We start from the raw sequence: 20626 nt of genomic DNA, 5'->3' as shown, positions 1-20626 counted from the left end.
TGCCGGATTTTCATTTATGTACAAAATAAGTAACTTGCCATTGGAGCACTCTTTCTGAAACAGACACATCACTAATAAACCCTCTTAAATCCCACCTGATTAACCTATGATTTCAAAAACTACCCTCTCCGAACGTGACATCTGCACAAAATTCATAACCCCTTCCCTCGAAAACGCTGGCTGGAATAAACTAACGCAAATTCTGGAAGAGGTCTCTTTCACCGATGGACGCATTTATGTTCGCGGAAAACTCACCGGCCGGGGAATTCGCAAGCGGGCAGATTATATTTTATATCACAAACCCAATATTCCTATTGCCATTATTGAGGCAAAAGACAATAAACACTCCGTCCGGGCCGGGATTCAGCAGGCACTCGACTACGCCCAAATTCTGGATATTCCCTGCGTGTTCAGCAGCAATGGAGACGGTTTTCTGTTTCATGACCGTACCGCCCCCGACAATTCCATGGAAACTGAACTTGACATGGATAGCTTCCCGAGTCCCGATGCGCTCTGGCAGATTTACAAAAAATACAAGGGTATCGAAACCCCCGCCGCTGAAAAGGTAATTGCTCAGGACTATTTCTACGACAGCAGTGGCCGGCGCCCGCGTTACTACCAGCAAATTGCGATCAATCGAAGCGTAGAGGCAATTGCCAAAGGGCAAAATCGGGTGCTGTTGGTTATGGCAACCGGAACGGGTAAAACCTACACGGCTTTTCAAATCATTCATCGGCTGTGGAAAAGCGGCATGAAAAAGCGGATTCTTTTTCTGGCCGATCGGAACGCCCTGCTGGACCAAACCCGGCGCGGGGATTTTAAGCACTTTAAAGACAAAATGACGGTGATCAAACACCGGACGATTGACAAAAGCTATGAGGTGTATCTGGCTTTGTATCAGGGACTCACCGGAGCGGACGAAGATGCCAATGCGTACCGGCAATTTTCAGCCGATTTTTTCGACCTGATTGTCATCGATGAGTGCCACCGAGGGAGCGCTAAGGACGACAGCGCCTGGCGGGAAGTTCTGACGTACTTCAAAAACGCGACGCATGTGGGCCTGACGGCCACGCCCAAAGAAACCAAAGACACGTCTAATAGTGAATATTTTGGCGAACCTGTTTATACCTATTCGCTCAAACAGGGAATTGACGACGGTTTTCTGGCGCCTTACCGGGTGGTGCGGGTCAATCTGAATGTGGATGCCGACGGTTGGCGTCCCAATCAGGGCAAACTCGACAAAGCCGGAAATGTGGTGGAAGATCGGGTGTATAACCGGAAAGATTATGACCGCAGGCTCGTCATTGATGAACGTACCGAAACAGTAGCCCGCAAACTGACGGAGTTTCTGAAAGGCTTTGACCGATTTGCCAAAACCATCGTTTTTTGTTCGGATATCGATCACGCCGAGCGGATGCGCACCGCATTGGCCAATCTGAACCCCGACGAAGTAGCCAAAAACTACAAGTACGTGATGCAGATAACGGGCGACAATGAGGAGGGCAAGCGTGAACTAGATAATTTTATCGACCCGGTGGAGCTTTATCCGGTCATTGCTACTACATCAGAACTGATGACGACGGGCGTGGATGCCCAAACCTGCAAGGTCATTGTGCTGGATTCCGAAATTAAATCCATGACCAAGTTTAAGCAAATTGTGGGCCGGGGCACGCGCATCAACGAGGAGTTTGGCAAGCTGTTTTTTACCATTCTGGATTTCCGCAACGTAACCGACCTTTTTGCAGATGCTGAGTTTGACGGCGACCCTATCCGGGTGAAACCCGTTTCGGAAGATACCGACCTCTCTACGCTGATTGAGGAGGAAGAACAGGACGAGTCGCCGCTTGTGGATGAAACGACGGGCGAATCGATTGAGGTGGTGAAGCCTTCCATTCGCTACCCTCCGGTGGGCACAAGCCCGACGCTTGCTGAGCCTCGACAAAAAATATATGTAAATGGCGTCGATGTGTCGATCCTGATTAGTCGGGAACTGTATTTTGATAAAAACGGCAAGCCCATTACCACTAGTCTGAAAGACCATACAAGGGAGCTCATCAAAGGAAAATATGCTTCGCTGGACGATTTTCTGACGCACTGGAACGCTACTGATAAGAAAGAACTGATTGTTCAGGAGCTGGAAGAACGGGGCGTGATGGTAGAAGCCCTGCGCGATGCCGTGAACCGGGAAGTAGATCTCTTTGACCTGATTTGCCACGTAGCGTTTGATCAGCCGCCACTCACCCGGAAGGAACGGGCCAATGTTGTAAAAAAGCGGGATTATTTCACAAAGTATGGCGGACAAGCCCGGCAGGTACTCGAATCGCTGCTTGATAAATATGCTGACGAAGGCGTCACGAATATTGAAAGTATGGATATTCTCAAAGTAAAACCTCTGACCAACTACGGCTCCCCGCTGGAAATCATCAGTCAGTTTGGCAGTAAACAGAACTACCTGCAAGCGATCAAAGAATTGGAATCAGAACTTTATAAAATGGGTTAGTTCTATTTCTATCAAAAAATTTATGTTAGTCGGTTAATGAAATTAAAGTTTACTTTTTGTTATGAAAGATAATTACTTCCAATTAGGTCAACTTGAAACTGAATTTATACATAAGTCAAAAGGTCTGAAAATAAAAATATCTGAGGATTATTGGTATTCAAGCGATATTGAAGTATTTGCTTTTCCAATTCCAATAGAAAAAACCTCTGGAAATAGTATTAATTACCTTGGTAAAAAGGGTGATATAAATATTTTATTTTGTCCTTTTAAACCAAAGACCTGGAAGAATATTTATGCAATAAGGGTGTCTCCTAGTAAAAAAAATGATGAATTAGGTTATATTGAAAAATTTTCAAGAATACTGAAAAATCATAATATAAATATCTTAAAACTACAAAGCAATCCTACATTTCCAGGCGAACCTTATTCCTTTTGGTTACTAACAGATATTTCTAATTGGGATAAGACTGTAAGCATTGATTCAGAGCTTGAAAAAGAACTTGATTATAATGTCAACGCAAAATATTTTTATAAAAAAAGAACATTAAGAATTAAAGAAGAAATCGATAAAATTCTCAAAGGACTAGGTTACATTGATGATGTAAGAGGGTGGAATTTTTGTACCATCATGTTAGAGATATGGAAAAAAATTATATGGAATTATGGAAGGAGTTTTCAATTTTAGAAAAAGGTACTCTCAAAATTTCAAAATATGAAGGCTTTTTGCCTAACTATATACTTAAATCATGTGGGATTGATTTATCATCAGTACAATATTCAATTATTTCAAATCCAAATCAAAAATCATATTTTATTGCCAGTGTGTTCGACGGACAAAGGAATCTTATTAATTTAAATATATTAAATGAAGATAAGATTGGATCCATTAACAGCATTACAAAAGTAATTTCAAATGATTATGGAAATATTTTATTAGCCACAGCAATAATTGAAAGCCATGAAGGTAATAACTGTCATTTTTTTACACTCGTGGAATTAGAACAATTAAATAAATTAAAAAATTTAATCAATGAACTTTCCAAATTACCCTCAGTTAATAAGGTTATAATTCAAGGCTATTCACTAAATATTGAAAGCAAACTAATGGAAGTTAAAAAATATGATAATGTTAAAATTCTAAAAATAAAATCCAGTTACATTGATAATTTATTTTTCAAAATTCAAAATACTAGAATTTATGGTTTAATTTCTGGGACAAAAAACTCGGTACTTTCTGACATAATCTCTACAATAATTATATATTTATTGGGAGTTTTTAGTAAATATATTTACAACTGGATTCTAACTTTTATTTCTTAAACTTAAAAATCCCGTGTACCTGTTTAGTGCTATTTCAACCAATTTAACCCCCAAAAATGACCAACCTAAAAGGAACCCTCGATAGCATCCGGCGGATTATGTGGCAGGACACCGGCCTCAACGGCGACGCCCAACGCATTGAACAACTCGGCTGGATGCTTTTCCTCAAAATATTTTCGGATAAAGACCTTGAACTCGAAACCATGAACGACGATTACGTCAGCCCCATTCCGGCGTTGCTGCACTGGAAAGCGTGGGCACAGGACGACGAAGGCATGACAGGCGACGAACTGGTAGAATTTGTGGACCGTGAGCTATTTCCTGCCCTGCGAAATCTGTCGGTGGGCGTTACGGATGGCCTAATCCGGCGGCGGGCGCTGCTGGTGCGCGAGGTGTTTCAGGGAAACAACAACTACATGAAGAGCGGAATTAACCTCCGCAAGGTGCTGAACGAACTCAATAAAATTGATTTTAATAAGTCCAAAGACCGTCACGCTTTTGGCGAGCTCTACGAAACGATCCTGAAAGAACTGCAAAGCGCCGGAAAAAGCGGTGAGTTTTATACGCCCCGTGCCATTACGGAGTTTATCTGCGACATTATAAACCCACAGCTGGGCGAGCGGATTCTGGATCCAAGCTGCGGAACGGGCGGCTACCTGACGGCCACGATTGAGCACCTCCGCAAGCTAAACAACAGCGTGGAAGACCTGGCGCTGATGTCTCAGAATATCATGGGCTGGGAGTACAAGCCGCTGCCCTACCTGCTGGCAACCACCAACCTCATTTTGCACGACATGGAGGTGCCCAACATCACGTTTCGTGATTCGCTGGATCAGCCGCTGAGCAGTTTTACCGAAAAAGACCGCGTGGATGCAATTGTGGCCAACCCGCCTTTTGGCGGCATTGTGGCCAATAGCAACGAGAACAATTTTCCGCTCAACTACCGAACCAAAGAAAGCGCCGACCTTTTCCTGATTTTGATGATGCACCTGCTCAAACAGGGCGGACGGGCCGGTATTGTGCTGCCCGACGGCTCGCTCACGGGCGAGGGCGTGAAGCAGCGGGTGCGCCAAAAACTCGTGGAAGACTGCAACCTGCACACGATTATCCGGCTGCCCAACTCGGTGTTTCAGCCCTATGCGACGGTGGCTACCAACCTGCTGTTTTTTACCAAAGGCGAGCCCACCAAAGAAATATGGTACTACGAACACCGCCTGCCCGAAGGCCAAAAATCATACAGTAAAACGAAGACGATACGGGTGGAGGAGTTTGAACCCATCAAAACCTGGTGGAACAACCGGCAGGAAAGCGACATCTGCTGGAAGGTTGACATACAGACGATCCTGGACCGCAACTACGACCTCGACATCAAAAACCCCACAAAGACCGAAGAAAGCATCGAATACAGCAGTGCCGAACTCTTGCAGATGCTCGAAGCGTCCTTTGAAAAAAGTAGTGATTTGTTGAATCAGTTAAAAGTAGCGGTGTTATGAGTTGGCAGAAATTTACGCTCGGGGAGTTATGTTTAATCGAAAAAGGGAAAATTGGTATTAGTAAAGCAATTCCTGGCGAGTACCCACTGGTAGTAACCGCCGAAGAAAGACTCACACACAATGAGTTTCATTTTGAAGGAAACGCCGTTGTGATTCCTCTTGTATCTTCTACCGGACATGGGCATCGTAGTTTGAAAAGGATTCACTATCAAACTGGCCAATTTGCAGTCGGTTCTATCCTTTGTGTGGTTCAGCCAAAAGACGAAAGTGTTTTACGGGCAGATTACCTCTATCGATTTCTTGATCTAAATAAGGAAGAAGAATTGGTCGGGCGAATGAAGGGAATGGCTAATGTATCTCTTCCCATGAAAGAAATAGCGAAAATCGAAATTCCGCTACCTCCGATTGAGGAACAGATAAAGTTTGTTGAAAAGTACCTGATCCTAGAAACACAAAACGCCAACCTCTCCACCGAACTCACGCACCAGCTACACCTCGTCAAACAACTCCGGCAGGCATTTTTGCGGGAAGCGATGCAGGGAAAACTTGTGGCGCAAGACCCCACCGACGAGCCCGCAAGCGAACTGTTGGCGCGCATAAAAGCCGAAAAAGGCCGGTTGGTGAAGGAAAAGAAAATCAAAAAAGAAAAACCTCTACCGCCTATTTCGGAAGAAGAAGTACCATTTGATTATTGGAAAAAAATAGTTTTTATTCGATTAGGTGAAGTATGTATTGTGGAAAAAGGAAAAGTAGGCATAAAGAAAGCAATTGATGGAGTTATACCACTTGTTGTTACAGGAGAAGAAAGGTTAACACATAATGAATCTCATTTTTCCGGTAAGGGTATTTTAATTCCATTAGTTTCTTCAACTGGACATGGCCACGCTTCTCTAAAAAGAATTCATTTTGAAGATGGGGACTTCGCTGTCGGAAATATCCTTGCTTGTGTTATGACATACTTACCTCAATTTTTTAATATGAAATTCATGTATCATTACCTTGACTATTACAAACATTTTTTTTTTGTTGACAAAATGAAAGGTGCTGCAAATGTTTCATTAAAGGTTTCATCAATTCTAGAAACACCTTTACCAGTCATATCATTAGCAGAACAAGATTTATACGAAAATTTAGTCAAATATACTGATGCTTTGGAGGCGAGTATCCGGGGCAGTCAGCAGCACAACGAGCAGCTATTGCAGCAGGTGCTGCGGGAGGCGCTTGCGCCGGAGGGGCAGGTGGTGGAGTGAGGTGTACGGTTTTTCTTTTTTTGGGAAATCTTTTCGTACTTTACTCAAAAGCCACAAAAAAGCTATATAAAGTTTATTCATGTAAAAATCTGAGTGACATGCACTTATGCACAGTCACTCTGTTTTTGTTCAAAGAGAAGTAAAAGGTAAAGCGATAGGACAATGAATACTACATCAACTGACAATACTCCTGTTTATTTTTCAAGTATTGAATTGAAAAACATTCGGGGATTTAAAGAACGCTCCACATTGAATCTTACAAAAGACGATGGAAGCTGGGCAAAATGGACCGTAATACTTGGCGATAATGGAACAGGTAAAACAACGCTGCTGCAATGTCTTTCGTTGTTAGAAACTGCCTACTTCAAAACAAACAATTTTGGAAATGAAGATATATACAAAGGCCCAATACGCCTATTTAATGGTTATTTTCTTAACAACAAAGATGATTTTAGACTGGCGTTAAATAATGAACCTTCTGCTATTAAGTCAAATCTTTTTTACAAAAATAAAAAAAATAGTAATCAAATTAAAATAGATAATATTCATTCTATTGATGAGGCATTAACTGATATAGATTTATGGTTTTCACTTGAAAATAATCAAATAAAACTTAGGGGTGATTTTCAATTTAGTAATAATCAGTTAATAGTTTACGCATATGGAGCAAGTAGAGGAATTAGTTCAACTAACCTATCTGAAAGTCAAAGTCAAAATAATGAAACATTATTTTCCCCGGATGCTACCCTACTAAACGCAGAGGAATGGCTTTTACGATTGGATTATGCGGCTAGCAAAGAATCGTCAATTAAAAATCGGGCAACGCGTCAACGAGAATTGGTAAAGGATATGTTGATAAATCTTTTACCAGAAGTTGAAGATATCCGGTTCAACTTACCCTCTCTATCCAATTATACACCAATTGTTGAATTTAAAGTTTCGCTCGGATGGGTAACAATTAAACAGTTAAGTATTGGATATAAATCAATGGTTTCGTGGATGGTTGATTTAGCCGCCCGATTATTTTTACGATACCCGGATAGCGAAAACCCGCTAGCTGAACCTGCAATTGTACTGATTGATGAAATAGACCTGCATTTACATCCCAAATGGCAGCGGGATATTTTCTCCTATCTTTCAGAGAGATTTCCTAATACTCAGTTCATTGTAACGGCTCATAGCCCATTAATTGTTCAATCTGCGCCGCAGGATGCCAACATTGTGGTACTGCGCAAAGAAGAAGAAGGAGTTGTAATTGATAGTAATGTGGAGTCCGTTCGGAAATGGAGAATAGATCAAATCTTAACGAGCGATTTATTTGGTTTGGAAAGCGCGCGAAGCCCTGATATAGAAATGCAATTAAAGGAACGTGAGCTTCTATTGAAAAAGAACAATCTTGATAGTAGAGAACAGGAACGATTAAATTATTTGAATAATATTGCACATGGACTACCAACAGGATTTAGCGATACGGATAGACAAGCCTTTGATTTGATACATCAAGCCGCTGCCTTTTTAAAAAATAAGAAAGACGATTAGAAAATGATTCGACTAAATAATAGAGCAACCCTACCTCCTCCTTCGATCCTATCTGTGGATGGAGTTGCAGCCATTAAAAAACTCAATTCTAAATTTGAAAATGGTTTCGTTGATTTTAAAAGTGAGGATTTTGAAAAATCAATTTATGGACACCCTTCTGTAAAGACTATTCTTATAGAGTCACAAGCGTACAAATGTTGTTTTTGCGAATCAAAAATTGGACATATCGAAGAAGGTGATGTTGAACATTTCAGGCCAAAATCAGGATGGGTGCAAGATGAAGAAACTATAAACAAACCTGGATATTACTGGCTTGCTTATTCCTGGGACAATTTATTGTTGTCTTGTTCGAAATGCAACAGGCGACATAAGAAGAATCTTTTTCCATTAATGCCTGACTCAATTAGAGCGAGGTCTCACCATGAGGATTATACAACCGAAGAACCAGTTTTTATACACCCTTTCAAAGAGAATCCTGAACAGTTCATTGAATTTAGAGAAGAAATTCCGGTAGGCATCGATACTTTTGGCCGGGGTAACATGACGATTGATAAACTAGGGCTGGATAGAGAGTTGTTAAATGAACAAAGGAGAGATAAGCTTAGAATAGTGAGAGATTTGTATAACATCGCAAGAGCTATTCCTGATACGACTCATGAGATCAAAGCGGAAGCTAAAAGATGTATTTTAAAATATTATAACGACTCCCTGCAAGACTCCTGCGAATACGCATCCATGTTAAGGTGCTTTTTCAGGAAGAATCCCATTGATTTCTAGGGCACAAACTGCTCGTACTTCTTGCTACCTGCCACAAAATCACCCTCCCAAAAAACTACTTCGGCCTTCCGGCTGTTTTCTTCCAAACAACTTACAACGCATGAGACCCATTAAAAAAATACACAAAGCCGACTTTCGACCCATTGCCGATTTGAGTACGTACTCGCCCCTGCCCGGTCCGGGGCTGCCGCAGTTAGATCCATTCCTGCTCCTCAACCACCACGGCCCGCAGGTGTATCCGCCCCGAAACTCCGGTATGCCCTTTGGCCCGCATCCGCACCGGGGTATGGAAACGGTAACGTTTGTGGTCGATGGCGACATTATGCACAAGGATTCAGGCGGACACGAAAGCACGATTGTGGCCGGGGGGGTGCAGTACATGACTGCCGGGCGCGGGCTGATTCATGCGGAGGTGTCGTCGGATACGTTCAAAAAAGAAGGGGGAAATCTCGAAATCCTTCAATTGTGGCTGAACCTTCCCGCCCGCTACAAAATGACCGACCCGCAGTACATCGGACTTCCAAAAGAAGAAATCCCGACCGTAACTCTACCTGACGGACAAGGCTCAGTAAATCTCGTGGCCGGCGATTGGCAGGGGCAGCCGGGTGCCTTCACGACGCCAACTAACATTTCGCTCCAAACTATCCGATTACACACTTCCGGACAACTCTCGCTGACGATTCCGGCCAATCACACGATTTTGTTTTACGTCATTCAGGGAAAAGTGACGGTGAATCAAACGTCCGTACCTACCCTGCACTTAGTAGAGTTTGGCTATGCCGAAGGTACAATTGAAGTACAGGCCGAGGCCGACTCGCTGATTTTGCTGGGACACGCTGAGCCATTTCGTGAGCCGGTAGTCGCGCAGGGGCCATTTGTGATGAATACCGAGCAGGAAATTCAGGAAGCCTACCGCGACTACCGTTTGGGAAAATTTGGCAGTTGGCACGAATGAACCTTACTCAAAACGCAGCAAAGCATTCCTTTGAAGACACTTTTGTAGCATGGCTGACCACCTTCGTCCTTTCTTTGCCGAACGGTTTGAGGGTGGTCAGGCATTCGCCGGAAGTAGTGAACGTTGAATCTTCCGACGGTTTTCGGGTATTGACCATTACGTTAAAGTCATTAAACCAACGCCAAATCAGCGACTCGAAAACTTCTGCAAATCAACTTGTTAATAAGTCAATTATCATTCATGAAGATTTGTGGTTCACTAAACCATTCATCATTCAATCACGATTAAAAGCTTTGCTTGGCATTTCTGAGCGCATTCCCGCACGGCTGACCAAAGTCAGGCGGGTTGATAAAGCGGATACGTTAAGATTCTTAGAAGAAAATCACCTGCAAGGCCCTCTGCCGGCTCGCTATGCCTACGGTTTATATCTGCCTCAGCACTACGAGCGTGTCTTGCATTCACCCCAATTGTTTACCAATCAACTTCGTACTCAGGACGGAATGCTCGTGGCGCTTGCGACGTTTGCACCTCCCCGAATCTTTACGCGCGAAACCGGCCCTCACCGATCGTTTGAAATGATTCGCTTTGCCAATCTTGCTCACACTACTGTGGTAGGAGGTTTAACTAAACTACTTTCACACGTAGTAAAAGAACACCAACCGAATGACATCATGACCTACGTTGACCTGGAATGGTCGGTGGGGCAAAGTTTTGAAAAACAAGGCTTTAAGGCCGTGAACGATACCGATAAGCATCTTTTTTGGGTACAGCCCGAGAATTTGAAGCGCTATCCAACGCAGCGTTTACCCGAAGGTTTAACAGAATTAAATGCCGAAGCACAGGGATATTTGAAAGTCTATACGGCCGGAAGTCGTAAATTTGTGCTGACAATTCATCCCTGACTTTAACACGCTACCTGTCCCTTGATCGTTCTGCTCGGCCCAACGGCTTCCGGAAAAACTCAGCTCGCTACCCAATTGGCGCACCGCATCGGGGGAGAAATCATCAGCGCTGATTCGCGGCAGGTATATCGCCACATGACGATCGGGACCGGCAAAGACCTTAGCGAATATGTCGTTAAGGGAAAATCTATTCCTTATCATTTGATCGACATTCTGGATCCGGGTGAAAAGTACCATGTTTTTCAGTTTCAACAGGATGTAGCCGGACTTTTGCCCCAAATTTACCAACGGAAGCAGGTTCCCATTTTGTGCGGCGGCACGGGTTTGTACATACATTCGGTGTTGCAGAACTACGGCTATACGGGCATTCCGGTAAACGAACCGCTGCGCCAGGAACTCGAAACCCAGGAGGATGACGATTTGCTCAAACGATTTAGATCTATTCCCTCGTCCTATTCTCAGCTAGCCGATGTATCTACCCGCAAGCGGTTGATTCGTGCGATTGAGATTGCTACCTGGCTTTTGGAAAATTCGCTGGAAGATTATCCCGGGACAACCCTTCCTGAATATACTGTGTTTGGCTTAAACCCTCCCGTTGAAGTTCGGCGGGCACGCATCAGTAAACGCCTTCATGAACGTCTGGAACTTGGTCTGATTGAGGAAGTTGACGGCTTGTTAAAGTCAGGTTTAACAGCCGCTCAACTGATCTACTACGGACTTGAATATAAGTACGTCACGGAGTACCTGACCGGAATAATGAGCCTGACCGAAATGACTAAAAAACTGGAAACAGAAATACATCGCTATGCGAAACGGCAAATGACGTATTTTCGCAAAATGGAGCGCGACGGAATCCGGATTCAGTGGCTTTCCCCGCACCAGAAAACCGAAGAATGGATCGAATTTATTTGTTCACAACTACCCCTTCCCCCCAATTTACGATGACCAAAAACCTCACAACCACTTTACTGCTTGTAGCGCTGACCTTTACAGATGCCTACCTGCTTGCCCACCCAAACCTGATTGGCCGTTTGGGCGTACTCATTTACAAGCACGACTACCTCAAAACATTTCCCCGTGCCCTGGCAACGGTTTGTTTGGTCGTTGGCGTTTCGCTCGCACTATGCGAAATTGTGCGCCGCGTTACTACCCCCAAAGCTTCCGTAGGCTGGTATCTTATGTTCATGGTTTTGGGGATGTCGCTTTTTGCGTATGTCTACGTTACTTTCTCTTCTGTAACATACAGCATGACCGGCAAAGCCTTTATTTATGGAGCGCATTTACTGCCCGTAATCCTGATTGGCGTCTTTGGCCGTTATCTGATTATGGCCATTTATCAGGCCCGCAGGCAGACCGGACTATGACAGCGCTCTATTGTCACAAAAATTGAGAGTGACTACCTGGGGAAGTTGCAGGTAAACATCGTCCTCACTATACCAACATGCTAAATCGGCGTATACAGCTGGATTTGCTGGTTACCTATGAGCCTGTGGGAGCTTGAAGTATTGCCGGTAATGCCCGGGTTTTTCATTTGGAAAATGAGTCTGGACGTATTCAATCGGGAAAAACGGCTGACCGGATAGCCCTTCGGGACAATCAGGCAGAGCAAATACATGTGCTTAGACAGGTAGAAATAGTAAGGAAAGATGTAAAACTTGTTAAAGTGACACGATAAATGGTTTGGAATAAGGCAAAACCACGGAAGGATGGCAATAAACTCAGATTTTTGATAGAAAGTCCAAATAATTTTTTGGATATTGCAGTCTAGACCCACAGGAAATTTTATCTGAAATAGTGTTAAAAGTAAAGCATAAAACATCCTGAGAAGTATTCGGTTACTAGTTTATTCCGACATTTTTAACCCAACATAATTTTTCATAAACCACCTAATTTTTCAATAACTCAAATTTTTCTCGATTATTTATATGTCACAATCAGCCGATTTGACCATTGAAGGTCAACTTTATCAGTTTCCGGTAATAGAAGGCAGCGAAAACGAAAAAGCCATAGACATAGGCAAGCTGCGCGACAAAACCGGATACATTACCATTGATAACGGATTTAAGAATACAGGTTCTACAAAAAGTTCAATCACTTTTCTGGATGGCGAACTTGGTATATTACGGTACAGAGGCTACTCCATCGAAGATTTAGCCGAAAAAGCCACCTTCCTGGAAGTTTCCTATCTTCTGATTTATGGTGAGCTACCGACCGAAGAACAATACAAAGAGTTCGAATATGAGATTCGTACGCATACGCTTGTCAACGAAGACATGCGTAAAGTTTTTGAAGGTTTTCCGGTAAATGCACACCCGATGGGCGTGCTTTCGTCGCTCGTAAGCGCCATGAGCGCCTTTTACCCTGATTCCTACGATTCAAACGCACCCGCTGATACCGAAATGCATATCATACGGATGTTGGCCAAGTTACCCACAATTGCAACCTGGTCGTACAAAAAATCGCAGGGACATCCCGTCAATTATCCTAACAACGAGCTGGATTATTGCTCAAACTTCCTGAACATGATGTTTGCACTGCCGGTCGAAAAATATGAAGTTGACCCGGTCGTTTCAAAAGCTTTGAATAAACTGTTGATTTTACACGCCGATCACGAGCAGAACTGCTCTACCTCAACGGTGCGTTTGGTAGGTTCGTCGCAGGCCAATATTTATTCGTCAATTTCTGCCGGAATCGGTGCTTTGTGGGGACCTCTGCACGGAGGAGCCAATCAGGAAGTAATCGAAATGCTGGAAGCAATCAAGGCAGACGGAGGCGATACGCAGAAGTACATCAACATGGCCAAAGACAAATCGAGCGGTTTCCGTTTGTTCGGGTTTGGTCACCGGGTTTACAAAAACTTTGATCCCCGGGCTCGTATCATAAAGAAAGCTGCGGATGATGTTTTGAGTAAATTGGGTGTTAATGATCCCGTTCTCGAAATCGCCAAAACGCTCGAACAGGCTGCACTTGAAGATGAATACTTCGTGTCGCGTAAGCTCTACCCCAACGTAGACTTCTATTCCGGAATCATCTATCGTGCTTTGGGCATCCCGACCAACATGTTCACGGTGATGTTTGCGATTGGCCGCTTGCCCGGCTGGATTGCGCAATGGAAAGAAATGCGGGAAAATAAGGAGCCTATTGGCCGTCCGCGTCAGGTGTATACAGGTCCTACGCATCGTGATTTTGTATCGATGACTGACCGCTAGAAGATTATCAGGAAAGTAATTTTAACATAAACACCGCCTCAAATGAAAATTTGGGCGGTGTTTTTTTAGCCAGGATAATCAATGGAAAATCCCCTGTCACTAGCCGATTGGCTCGCCATTGAGCGCACCAAGCTCGCCAACGAACGCACCTTTCTTGCCTATTTCAGGACATCCTTCGCCTTATTGGCCGGTGGCATCACAATAATCCGCATGGATATTTTCAGAGATATCAGCTTGTTTGGTTTCGTTTGCCTCGTTTTAGCTCCTTTGGTATTTTTTACAGGAATGTGGAGGTATTATTCAGTTAAAAAGCGAATTGATAAAGGATATTTTGGGCGGAGGGTTATTCAAAAAGACACGTAAAAATTAGTAAAAGGGTTGATTTAGAATGTTATTGGTAAAATGTGTCGTAAAAACGAACTGGCAAAAAAGAAATGAAAGAAGAAAAATACATACAGATGCTTGCACAGGTTCAAGAACAAATAAAGAATGCACAACTAAAAACGATTAGCGCTGCCAATAGCCAAATGTTACTTTTGTACTGGAAATTGGGCAATGTTATTTTGCAAAACCAAGCTCAACAGGGCTGGGGTGCTAAAATTATAGAATTACTCTCGGCAGACATCAAAAAAGAATTTCCCAGCTTAAAAGGGTTTTCGATTAGAAACTTAAAATATATGAGGGCATTTGCCGAATCATATCAGATCCCCGTGATTCAACAGTATAACCTCATAGAAATAAGGCTAAAAACGGAAGGCTTTTCCCGAAATCTGGTGTCACAACTGTTACTATCAGAGGAAAATGTAATTGTGCAACAACCTGTTGCACAATTACAAAATCAGGATTTCAACCCCATACTCACTCAAAAGGCAATTGAACAATCAGAGGAAACCCTGTTTTTATCTTCAATTCTGGCGAAAATCCCCTGGTCACACCACATTGTGTTAATAGATAAACTTGGACATGTTGGCAAACGGCTCTGGTATATGCTCAATTCCTTAGAGCACGGCAACAGCAGGAATATTCTTACTTTGCAAATCGAAAGTGGCTTATTTGAAAGGCAAGTATCAAACCAAAAAATAAACAATTTTACAAAGAATTTACCACCTGTCCAGTCTGATTTTGCCAATTATCTACTAAAAGACCCTTATATTTTTGATTTTGTACAAGCCCAGGAAAAAGCCAACGAACGAAATATAGAAGAACAGCTTAGTCAACATATTTCTAAGTTTTTGCTTGAACTCGGTCAGGGCTTTGCTTTTATAGGCAGGCAAGTGCATATAGAGATTGCCGATACCGATTTTTTTATAGACCTGCTATTTTATCATACAAAGTTGCATTGCTACGTAGTAGTAGAACTCAAAGCTCGCCCTTTTGAGCCAGGCGATGCGAGTCAATTAAATTTTTATGTAAATGTGGTCAATGATCAAATGAAAACTTCGCATGATAATGACACCATCGGATTGCTACTGTGCAGAGGTAAAAACGAAGTTTTGGCAGAATATGCTTTACGTGGGTTTAATACTGCCATAGGAATTTCGGATTATCATTTTAGTAAAGCCATTCCCGATGAGTTGAAGTCGTCTTTGCCACAGATAGAAGATCTTGAAAACGAATTAACAGATATAAAAAGCTAAGCAAACGCTTTACAGCCTACCCAACCAAAAAAGCAGCTTCCGGGCTCAGAACAGACTAAACTGAAACTGACAACCAAAAGCTGCTTTATTAATTTTTTCGTGATCCCGACACGATTCGAACGTGTGACCGCCTACTTAGAAGGTAGATGCTCTATCCAGCTGAGCTACGGGACCAAAAAAGCAGCTTTCAGGCTCAGCAGACAGTCTAGGCTGCAAACTGAATACTAAAAGCTGCTTGTGTATTTTCGTCGGGGAGACAGGATTCGAACCTGCGACCCTCTGGTCCCAAACCAGATGCGCTACCGGGCTGCGCCACTCCCCGAAAATTTTGATTAGCTTCGTTTGCTAATCGACCCTTTATTCTTTGCCAAATAAGCGGAGAGAGCGGGATTCGAACCCGCGGTACCCTTACGAGTACGGCAGTTTAGCAAACTACTGGTTTCAGCCACTCACCCATCTCTCCTGCTATCGGGACACAAATATAGAAGGTTCAAATTGATTAAAACAAACATTGTGTAAAAAAAACTTTGTCAGAAGGCTGGATTGCCTAATTTTGACCCCGATTGATTTCCTGTAATTACCTTACTATGAATTGGAACTATCCATTTGGAACCACTGAAATTATTTTTTCAATACTTTTCATTTTTGTTTACATCACCTATGTTTTTCGGACGATCCGCATTGCCCGAAAGCTGAAAACTACGGCGCGGTCACTTTTTTTAAAATTTTTTATTCGCTCAATTGCCTTTGTTTTGCTGATGATCTCCCTTCTTGGTCCTTCTTTCGGTGAGGCAGAGCGAGAACTGAAAGCAACGGGGAAGGATGTGTACATTTTGGTAGATCTTTCCAAATCAATGGACGCTACGGACGTATCTCCAACCCGGCTCGAAAAAATCAAATTTGAAATCAACCGACTGCTTGCGGCTACAGTCAGCAATCGTTACGGCTTAATTGTTTTCTCAAACGATGCATACACTCAATCTCCCCTTACCTACGATCAGGCGGCGCTCGGTCTGTATGTTCAGTCCATGCAAACCAACCTTTTGCCCACATCAGGCACAAACCCGTGCAGCGCATTGGAACTTGCTTATACCAAAATGACCCGTGATTCGAGTGCAGCCAATAAATCGAAAATTCTGATTCTTTTTACCGATGGCGAGAAGCCTGCCAACTGCAAGGCCTATTTGTTTAACAACCTGCGCAGATTTGGTTTTCGGATCCTGATTGTTGGGGTTGGGACCTCCTCCGGCAGCTCAATCCGTACAGGAGATGGTTTTTTGAAGGATTCGGACGGCGAAACGGTCATAAGCAAACTTAACGATAAAGCCCTGAGTTCACTAGCGATGCAAACCAAAGGAACCGTGTACCGATTGAACAATCAGGTGAATGATATTGCCAAAGTTGTCGAAGAAGTTAATTCGCTGGAAGGGCAACTCATTGACAGTAGACGGGTAGCTATTGTAACTAATAAATACTACTATTTCCTGATTGTGGCTCTCGCATTATTATTTCTCGACGTATTAATCACGGTTCGTACGTTCCGACTCTAAGGATCTCTTTGTATTTTTGCCCTTCGCGAACCACCTGACCATGACAACCTTTTTGCTTTACTTAATCCTTTGGATCTGGGACAACCGTTCGTTTGATGCAATTTCGTTGTCCAACCGTGCTAAAAATGAGGCAGAAATCGCCTATCGTGCCGGAAATTATACCAAAGCCGTGGAGCTCTATCACCAACTTACCTATACTTCGCTGTTTACTGAGCCTGCCGGACGCCTGTACCTTGCGCATGCCTACTTTCAGCTGGATAGTCTGGAAAAAGCAAGGCAGAACTACAAGTTGCTGATTAATATTTCGGATAAATCGATCGCTTCCATTGCGCATTCCCAACTTGGGCTACTTTCGGTGATGAGTAGAGATACTTCCGGGGCGATTGAACATCTTGCCACTGCCTTACAGCTACATGCAGGAAACTCAAAGGCACGGTATAATTATGAGTTATTAAAAAGACGTTTTTCGGGAAAAACCTCTTTGCCCGAGCCACCGCCACAAAGCCCGACACCGCCACCACCTACCCCCACGAATCCGACCGAAGCACCGGATAAAACACCCGAACTGGCAGAACAACGCGAAGAACTCCTCCAACGACTTCGCCGACTAAATATGTCAGAAGATCAGGCCCGGTCCATTCTGGAAGCTATGAAATCGAACGAAACGCATTATATTTTCCAGTTAAAACGAAACCAATTTCATAATCAGGCTGAGCAAAGTAAGACCATTGAATGGTAATACGGCCCGATGCAACCACTATCCCATACTTTACCATGAATGCCTTACACGAAACCCAATTTGAATTACCAGGTCAGCAACATTTTTACCGGGGAAAAGTACGCGACGTATATTCCTTTTCTGACAAATTAATCATGGTTGCCTCTGACCGGATTTCTGCCTTTGATGTCATTCTGCCGCGCCCCATTCCGTACAAAGGACAGGTACTGAACCAAATAGCTGCGCATTTTCTGAAAGCTACGGCAGATATTGTACCCAATTGGTTGCAGGCAGTGCCCGACCCCAACGTGAGTGTAGGCTTGCGTTGTGAAACTTTTCCCGTCGAAATGGTGGTCAGAGGGTATTTGGCCGGACACGCCTGGCGCGAGTACAAAGCAGGGCGTCGGGTCGTTTGCGGGGTTACTCTACCCGAAGGCTTAAAAGAAAATGACAAACTTCCGCAACCAATTCTGACTCCAACGACCAAGGCGCATGAAGGCCACGACGAAGATATTTCGCGCGAAGAAATCATTGAGCGGGGCATTGTGGAGGCCGAAACGTATGCACAGCTTGAAGGCTTTGCGTTGGCACTGTTTCAGCGAGGCACCGAAATGGCCGCTCAGCAGCACCTCATCCTGGTCGATACGAAGTATGAGTTTGGCGCTTTGGACGGGGTGATTTACCTGATTGACGAAATTCACACACCCGATTCGTCGCGCTACTTTTATCTGGACAGCTACCAGGAAAACCAAATGAAAGGAATTTCACAAAAGCAGTTATCCAAAGAATTTGTGCGGGAATGGCTCATTGAGAATGGATTTCAGGGAAAAGATGGGCAGCAGGTACCCGTCATGGACGATGACCGGGTACTGATGATCAGTGAGCGCTACATTGAACTCTATGAAAAAGTTACGGGTTTGCCTTTTGTAAAAGCTGAAAATACGGATATTGTGAAGCGAATTGAAGAGAATATTCTCAGGTATTTAAATCAATAACTGGTAGTACCTGCGTCATGTCAGGAGCCGATACACCACTCAACTGCCTCTAAAAACAACCTTTATTTCAACTTTATACAGCTCATTATTTAAAACCGATGGACTACAAAATCGAAAGAAGTGAACAGTACGCCGTAATTACCCTTAAAGAAACCGCCTTTGCAGGGGAAATTCCCGGTCTTTTTGAAGCACAAGCCCGCGAAATCTTACGGGAAGACACGCATAATCTGATTGTGGTGATGAACGAAGCAACGACGGTTGATGCGGCCGGAATCACCACTTTACGCAAAATGATCCGGCTCTGCGCCACTAGCCTGGGCACACTCGTGCTGGTAACGAAAAATGACGATTTCATGGATTTGCTGGAAGACTCCCGCATTCCTGACCTCGTGCTTTTGCCTACGCTCGAAGAAGCGATTGATGCGGTTTTTATGCATGATCTTGAAAATGAGTTTGGGGCGGGAGATGATGACGACTACGACGCCGATGATTACGAGGGAATCAGCGAATCAAACGAACCTTAGTACTTTTACAGTCCATTAACCCGGTATATCCTTGACGTTTCAAATCACAATTCTAGGTTCAGGGTCGGCTTCTCCGACGCTACATTCGTTCCCCTCAGCGCAAGTCGTAACGCTCGGGAATGAATATTACCTGATTGATTGTGGCGAGGGTACACAGTATCGGCTTATGGAGCAACATATTCGTCCGGGGCGGCTGAAAGGCATTTTTATCTCCCACCTGCACGGCGATCATTACTTTGGGCTGTTTGGCCTGCTGACAAGTTTGAGCCTCGGACAGCGAACTGACGAACTCCTGCTTTTTGGCCCCAAAGGACTTAATGACATCCTGACCGAAATATTCCGGCATTCGGACACACGGCTCTCCTACCTGTTGACTTTTCACGCGATTGATGCTGAAAAGCCCTCGGTAATTTATGAAAACACTCTTTTTACAGTGCAGACCTTGCCACTCCTTCATCGGGTGCCCTGTACAGGTTTTCTTTTTCGTGAAAAAACCGGAAACCGAAAATTACGTAAAGAGAAAATCCTCCCCGCTATGAATCACGAACACCTGCGTTTGTTGAAAGAAGGGCAGGATATTTATAAGGCCGATGGCACCTTACTTTATGCTGTCGAGGATTTTACCAATCCGCCATCTCCCCCACGCTCCTACGCCTATTGCTCCGATACTATCTTTCAGGAAGCACTCGTTCCTTACATAAAGGAGGTAGATTGTCTATATCACGAAGCCACCTTCCGGGAAGATCAGGCAGCAAGGGCTACCAAAACCTACCATTCCACCGCCCGGCAGGCGGCATTGATTGCCAAAGCCTGCGGGGCGGGCCGACTCCTGATCGGACATCTTTCTTCCCGCTACTCCGAGTCGGGGCCTTCACTCGATGAGGCCCGGGCTGTTTTTCCAGAAACCCACCTGGCAAGCGAAGGCGAAACCTTCGACCTGCCTTCCCGCCCACGGTAAAATCCCGAAAAGTAGTTAACGCTACTAAAATCGAATTTAGGAAAATCGCATGATTCACCACGAATCCTTGAAACTTTATCAATATTTAAGGATATAGTATAAATTAATTAGCAACTTTATACTATATCTATAATATTTTGCTTTTGGCCTATTTAGCCAAATATTTTTTATTATTATCTTGCATCAATTTGCTTCATCATCTGCCCGATACGAGTTTCCGCCTTACTTTTAATTGAGCACTTCAATCAATTAAATTATCAAATTTGTAAATAATTATACCGTACAATAGCTAGTAGACA

The 20626-nt window shown here is 43.7% G+C and carries 19 protein-coding genes and 3 tRNA genes; 19 read left to right on the top strand and 3 right to left on the bottom strand.

What is annotated here, in order from left to right; all coding sequences use genetic code 11:
• Nucleotides 1-106 precede the first annotated feature (106 nt).
• From hsdR to EZE20_RS07320, 14 genes are all read left to right on the top strand, one after another.
• Entirely contained in the window at nucleotides 107-2500 is a 2394-nt protein-coding gene (hsdR, locus tag EZE20_RS07385; RefSeq protein WP_132116083.1) for an EcoAI/FtnUII family type I restriction enzme subunit R, read from the top strand.
• Between the two features lie 61 nt (nucleotides 2501-2561).
• Nucleotides 2562-3185, top strand: a complete 624-nt coding sequence (locus tag EZE20_RS07380; RefSeq protein WP_132116081.1) for a hypothetical protein — start codon at nucleotides 2562-2564, stop codon at nucleotides 3183-3185.
• The gene (locus EZE20_RS07375; protein WP_132116079.1) at nucleotides 3140-3820 is read left to right on the top strand and encodes an ACT domain-containing protein; all 681 of its coding nucleotides are present in this window, start codon (nucleotides 3140-3142) and stop codon (nucleotides 3818-3820) included. Before EZE20_RS07380 ends, EZE20_RS07375 begins: the two co-directional genes overlap by 46 nt.
• Before the next feature lie 56 nt (nucleotides 3821-3876).
• Nucleotides 3877-5313 carry a class I SAM-dependent DNA methyltransferase gene (locus EZE20_RS07370; RefSeq protein ID WP_132116077.1) on the top strand — a complete coding sequence of 479 codons (1437 nt, stop codon included), beginning with the start codon at nucleotides 3877-3879 and terminating at the stop codon, nucleotides 5311-5313.
• Complete coding sequence (locus EZE20_RS07365) at nucleotides 5310-6563, top strand: restriction endonuclease subunit S (RefSeq protein WP_132116075.1); 1254 nt, start codon at nucleotides 5310-5312, stop codon at nucleotides 6561-6563. The genes EZE20_RS07370 and EZE20_RS07365 overlap by 4 nt, the downstream gene beginning before the upstream one ends.
• Before the next feature lie 162 nt (nucleotides 6564-6725).
• Entirely contained in the window at nucleotides 6726-8102 is a 1377-nt protein-coding gene (locus EZE20_RS07360) for an ATP-binding protein (RefSeq protein WP_132116073.1), read from the top strand.
• A 3-nt stretch (nucleotides 8103-8105) separates the two neighbouring features.
• Entirely contained in the window at nucleotides 8106-8879 is a 774-nt protein-coding gene (locus tag EZE20_RS07355; RefSeq protein WP_132116071.1) for an HNH endonuclease family protein, read from the top strand.
• 100 nt (nucleotides 8880-8979) lie between these two features.
• Nucleotides 8980-9834: a pirin family protein gene (locus EZE20_RS07350; protein ID WP_132116069.1), complete on the top strand. Its 855-nt coding sequence runs from the start codon at nucleotides 8980-8982 to the stop codon at nucleotides 9832-9834.
• Nucleotides 9831-10736, top strand: a complete 906-nt coding sequence (locus EZE20_RS07345) for a hypothetical protein (protein WP_132116067.1) — start codon at nucleotides 9831-9833, stop codon at nucleotides 10734-10736. Before EZE20_RS07350 ends, EZE20_RS07345 begins: the two co-directional genes overlap by 4 nt.
• Nucleotides 10737-10757: 21 nt before the next feature.
• Nucleotides 10758-11681 carry a tRNA (adenosine(37)-N6)-dimethylallyltransferase MiaA gene (gene miaA / locus EZE20_RS07340; RefSeq protein WP_132116065.1) on the top strand — a complete coding sequence of 308 codons (924 nt, stop codon included), beginning with the start codon at nucleotides 10758-10760 and terminating at the stop codon, nucleotides 11679-11681.
• Nucleotides 11678-12100, top strand: coding sequence for a hypothetical protein (locus tag EZE20_RS07335; protein WP_132116063.1), 423 nt, complete (start codon nucleotides 11678-11680; stop codon nucleotides 12098-12100). Before miaA ends, EZE20_RS07335 begins: the two co-directional genes overlap by 4 nt.
• 561 nt (nucleotides 12101-12661) lie before the next feature.
• Nucleotides 12662-13945 (top strand): citrate synthase, encoded by a 1284-nt coding sequence (locus EZE20_RS07330; protein WP_132116061.1) that lies wholly within the window; start codon nucleotides 12662-12664, stop codon nucleotides 13943-13945.
• An 81-nt stretch (nucleotides 13946-14026) separates the two neighbouring features.
• Complete coding sequence (locus EZE20_RS07325; protein ID WP_132116059.1) at nucleotides 14027-14308, top strand: YidH family protein; 282 nt, start codon at nucleotides 14027-14029, stop codon at nucleotides 14306-14308.
• Between the two features lie 71 nt (nucleotides 14309-14379).
• Entirely contained in the window at nucleotides 14380-15582 is a 1203-nt protein-coding gene (locus EZE20_RS07320; protein WP_132116057.1) for a PDDEXK nuclease domain-containing protein, read from the top strand.
• Nucleotides 15583-15682: 100 nt separating this feature from the next.
• Here the strand turns inward: EZE20_RS07320 and EZE20_RS07315 are convergent.
• The 3 genes from EZE20_RS07315 to EZE20_RS07305 form a co-directional block, all read right to left on the bottom strand.
• A tRNA-Arg gene (locus EZE20_RS07315) sits at nucleotides 15683-15756 on the bottom strand.
• 74 nt (nucleotides 15757-15830) lie between these two features.
• Nucleotides 15831-15904: transfer RNA gene (locus EZE20_RS07310), tRNA-Pro, on the bottom strand.
• 54 nt (nucleotides 15905-15958) lie between these two features.
• Nucleotides 15959-16045 (bottom strand) — tRNA-Ser (locus tag EZE20_RS07305).
• A gap of 124 nt (nucleotides 16046-16169) precedes the next feature.
• Here EZE20_RS07305 and EZE20_RS07300 point away from each other — a divergent pair.
• The 5 genes from EZE20_RS07300 to EZE20_RS07280 all read left to right on the top strand — a co-directional run bounded on the left by EZE20_RS07300 (nucleotide 16170) and on the right by EZE20_RS07280 (nucleotide 20327).
• Nucleotides 16170-17132 (top strand): vWA domain-containing protein, encoded by a 963-nt coding sequence (locus EZE20_RS07300; protein WP_132116055.1) that lies wholly within the window; start codon nucleotides 16170-16172, stop codon nucleotides 17130-17132.
• Nucleotides 17133-17172: 40 nt separating this feature from the next.
• Nucleotides 17173-17871: a hypothetical protein gene (locus tag EZE20_RS07295; RefSeq protein WP_132116053.1), complete on the top strand. Its 699-nt coding sequence runs from the start codon at nucleotides 17173-17175 to the stop codon at nucleotides 17869-17871.
• A 35-nt stretch (nucleotides 17872-17906) separates the two neighbouring features.
• Nucleotides 17907-18845: a phosphoribosylaminoimidazolesuccinocarboxamide synthase gene (locus EZE20_RS07290; RefSeq protein WP_132116051.1), complete on the top strand. Its 939-nt coding sequence runs from the start codon at nucleotides 17907-17909 to the stop codon at nucleotides 18843-18845.
• 98 nt (nucleotides 18846-18943) lie between these two features.
• Nucleotides 18944-19369, top strand: a complete 426-nt coding sequence (locus tag EZE20_RS07285; RefSeq protein WP_132116049.1) for an STAS domain-containing protein — start codon at nucleotides 18944-18946, stop codon at nucleotides 19367-19369.
• A 31-nt stretch (nucleotides 19370-19400) separates the two neighbouring features.
• Entirely contained in the window at nucleotides 19401-20327 is a 927-nt protein-coding gene (locus EZE20_RS07280) for a ribonuclease Z (protein ID WP_132116047.1), read from the top strand.
• Nucleotides 20328-20626 lie beyond the last annotated feature (299 nt).

The sequence above is a fragment of the Arundinibacter roseus genome, assembly GCF_004348825.1.
In the GTDB taxonomy this organism is placed as follows: domain Bacteria; phylum Bacteroidota; class Bacteroidia; order Cytophagales; family Spirosomataceae; genus Arundinibacter; species Arundinibacter roseus.
Note: the sequence above shows the minus strand (reverse complement) of the source record. Positions and strands in the feature narration are given on the sequence as shown.

Excerpts from the sequence above, each read along its gene's own strand:
- hsdR (WP_132116083.1), top strand. The coding sequence starts at position 107 with ATGATTTCAAAAACTACCCTCTCCGAACGTGACATCTGCACAAAATTC.
- EZE20_RS07380 (WP_132116081.1), top strand. The coding sequence starts at position 2,562 with ATGAAAGATAATTACTTCCAATTAGGTCAACTTGAAACTGAATTTATA.
- EZE20_RS07375 (WP_132116079.1), top strand. The coding sequence starts at position 3,140 with ATGGAAAAAAATTATATGGAATTATGGAAGGAGTTTTCAATTTTAGAA.
- EZE20_RS07370 (WP_132116077.1), top strand. The coding sequence starts at position 3,877 with ATGACCAACCTAAAAGGAACCCTCGATAGCATCCGGCGGATTATGTGG.
- EZE20_RS07365 (WP_132116075.1), top strand. The coding sequence starts at position 5,310 with ATGAGTTGGCAGAAATTTACGCTCGGGGAGTTATGTTTAATCGAAAAA.
- EZE20_RS07360 (WP_132116073.1), top strand. The coding sequence starts at position 6,726 with ATGAATACTACATCAACTGACAATACTCCTGTTTATTTTTCAAGTATT.
- EZE20_RS07355 (WP_132116071.1), top strand. The coding sequence starts at position 8,106 with ATGATTCGACTAAATAATAGAGCAACCCTACCTCCTCCTTCGATCCTA.
- EZE20_RS07350 (WP_132116069.1), top strand. The coding sequence starts at position 8,980 with ATGAGACCCATTAAAAAAATACACAAAGCCGACTTTCGACCCATTGCC.
- EZE20_RS07345 (WP_132116067.1), top strand. The coding sequence starts at position 9,831 with ATGAACCTTACTCAAAACGCAGCAAAGCATTCCTTTGAAGACACTTTT.
- EZE20_RS07335 (WP_132116063.1), top strand. The coding sequence starts at position 11,678 with ATGACCAAAAACCTCACAACCACTTTACTGCTTGTAGCGCTGACCTTT.
- EZE20_RS07330 (WP_132116061.1), top strand. The coding sequence starts at position 12,662 with ATGTCACAATCAGCCGATTTGACCATTGAAGGTCAACTTTATCAGTTT.
- EZE20_RS07325 (WP_132116059.1), top strand. The coding sequence starts at position 14,027 with ATGGAAAATCCCCTGTCACTAGCCGATTGGCTCGCCATTGAGCGCACC.
- EZE20_RS07320 (WP_132116057.1), top strand. The coding sequence starts at position 14,380 with ATGAAAGAAGAAAAATACATACAGATGCTTGCACAGGTTCAAGAACAA.
- EZE20_RS07300 (WP_132116055.1), top strand. The coding sequence starts at position 16,170 with ATGAATTGGAACTATCCATTTGGAACCACTGAAATTATTTTTTCAATA.
- EZE20_RS07295 (WP_132116053.1), top strand. The coding sequence starts at position 17,173 with ATGACAACCTTTTTGCTTTACTTAATCCTTTGGATCTGGGACAACCGT.
- EZE20_RS07290 (WP_132116051.1), top strand. The coding sequence starts at position 17,907 with ATGAATGCCTTACACGAAACCCAATTTGAATTACCAGGTCAGCAACAT.
- EZE20_RS07285 (WP_132116049.1), top strand. The coding sequence starts at position 18,944 with ATGGACTACAAAATCGAAAGAAGTGAACAGTACGCCGTAATTACCCTT.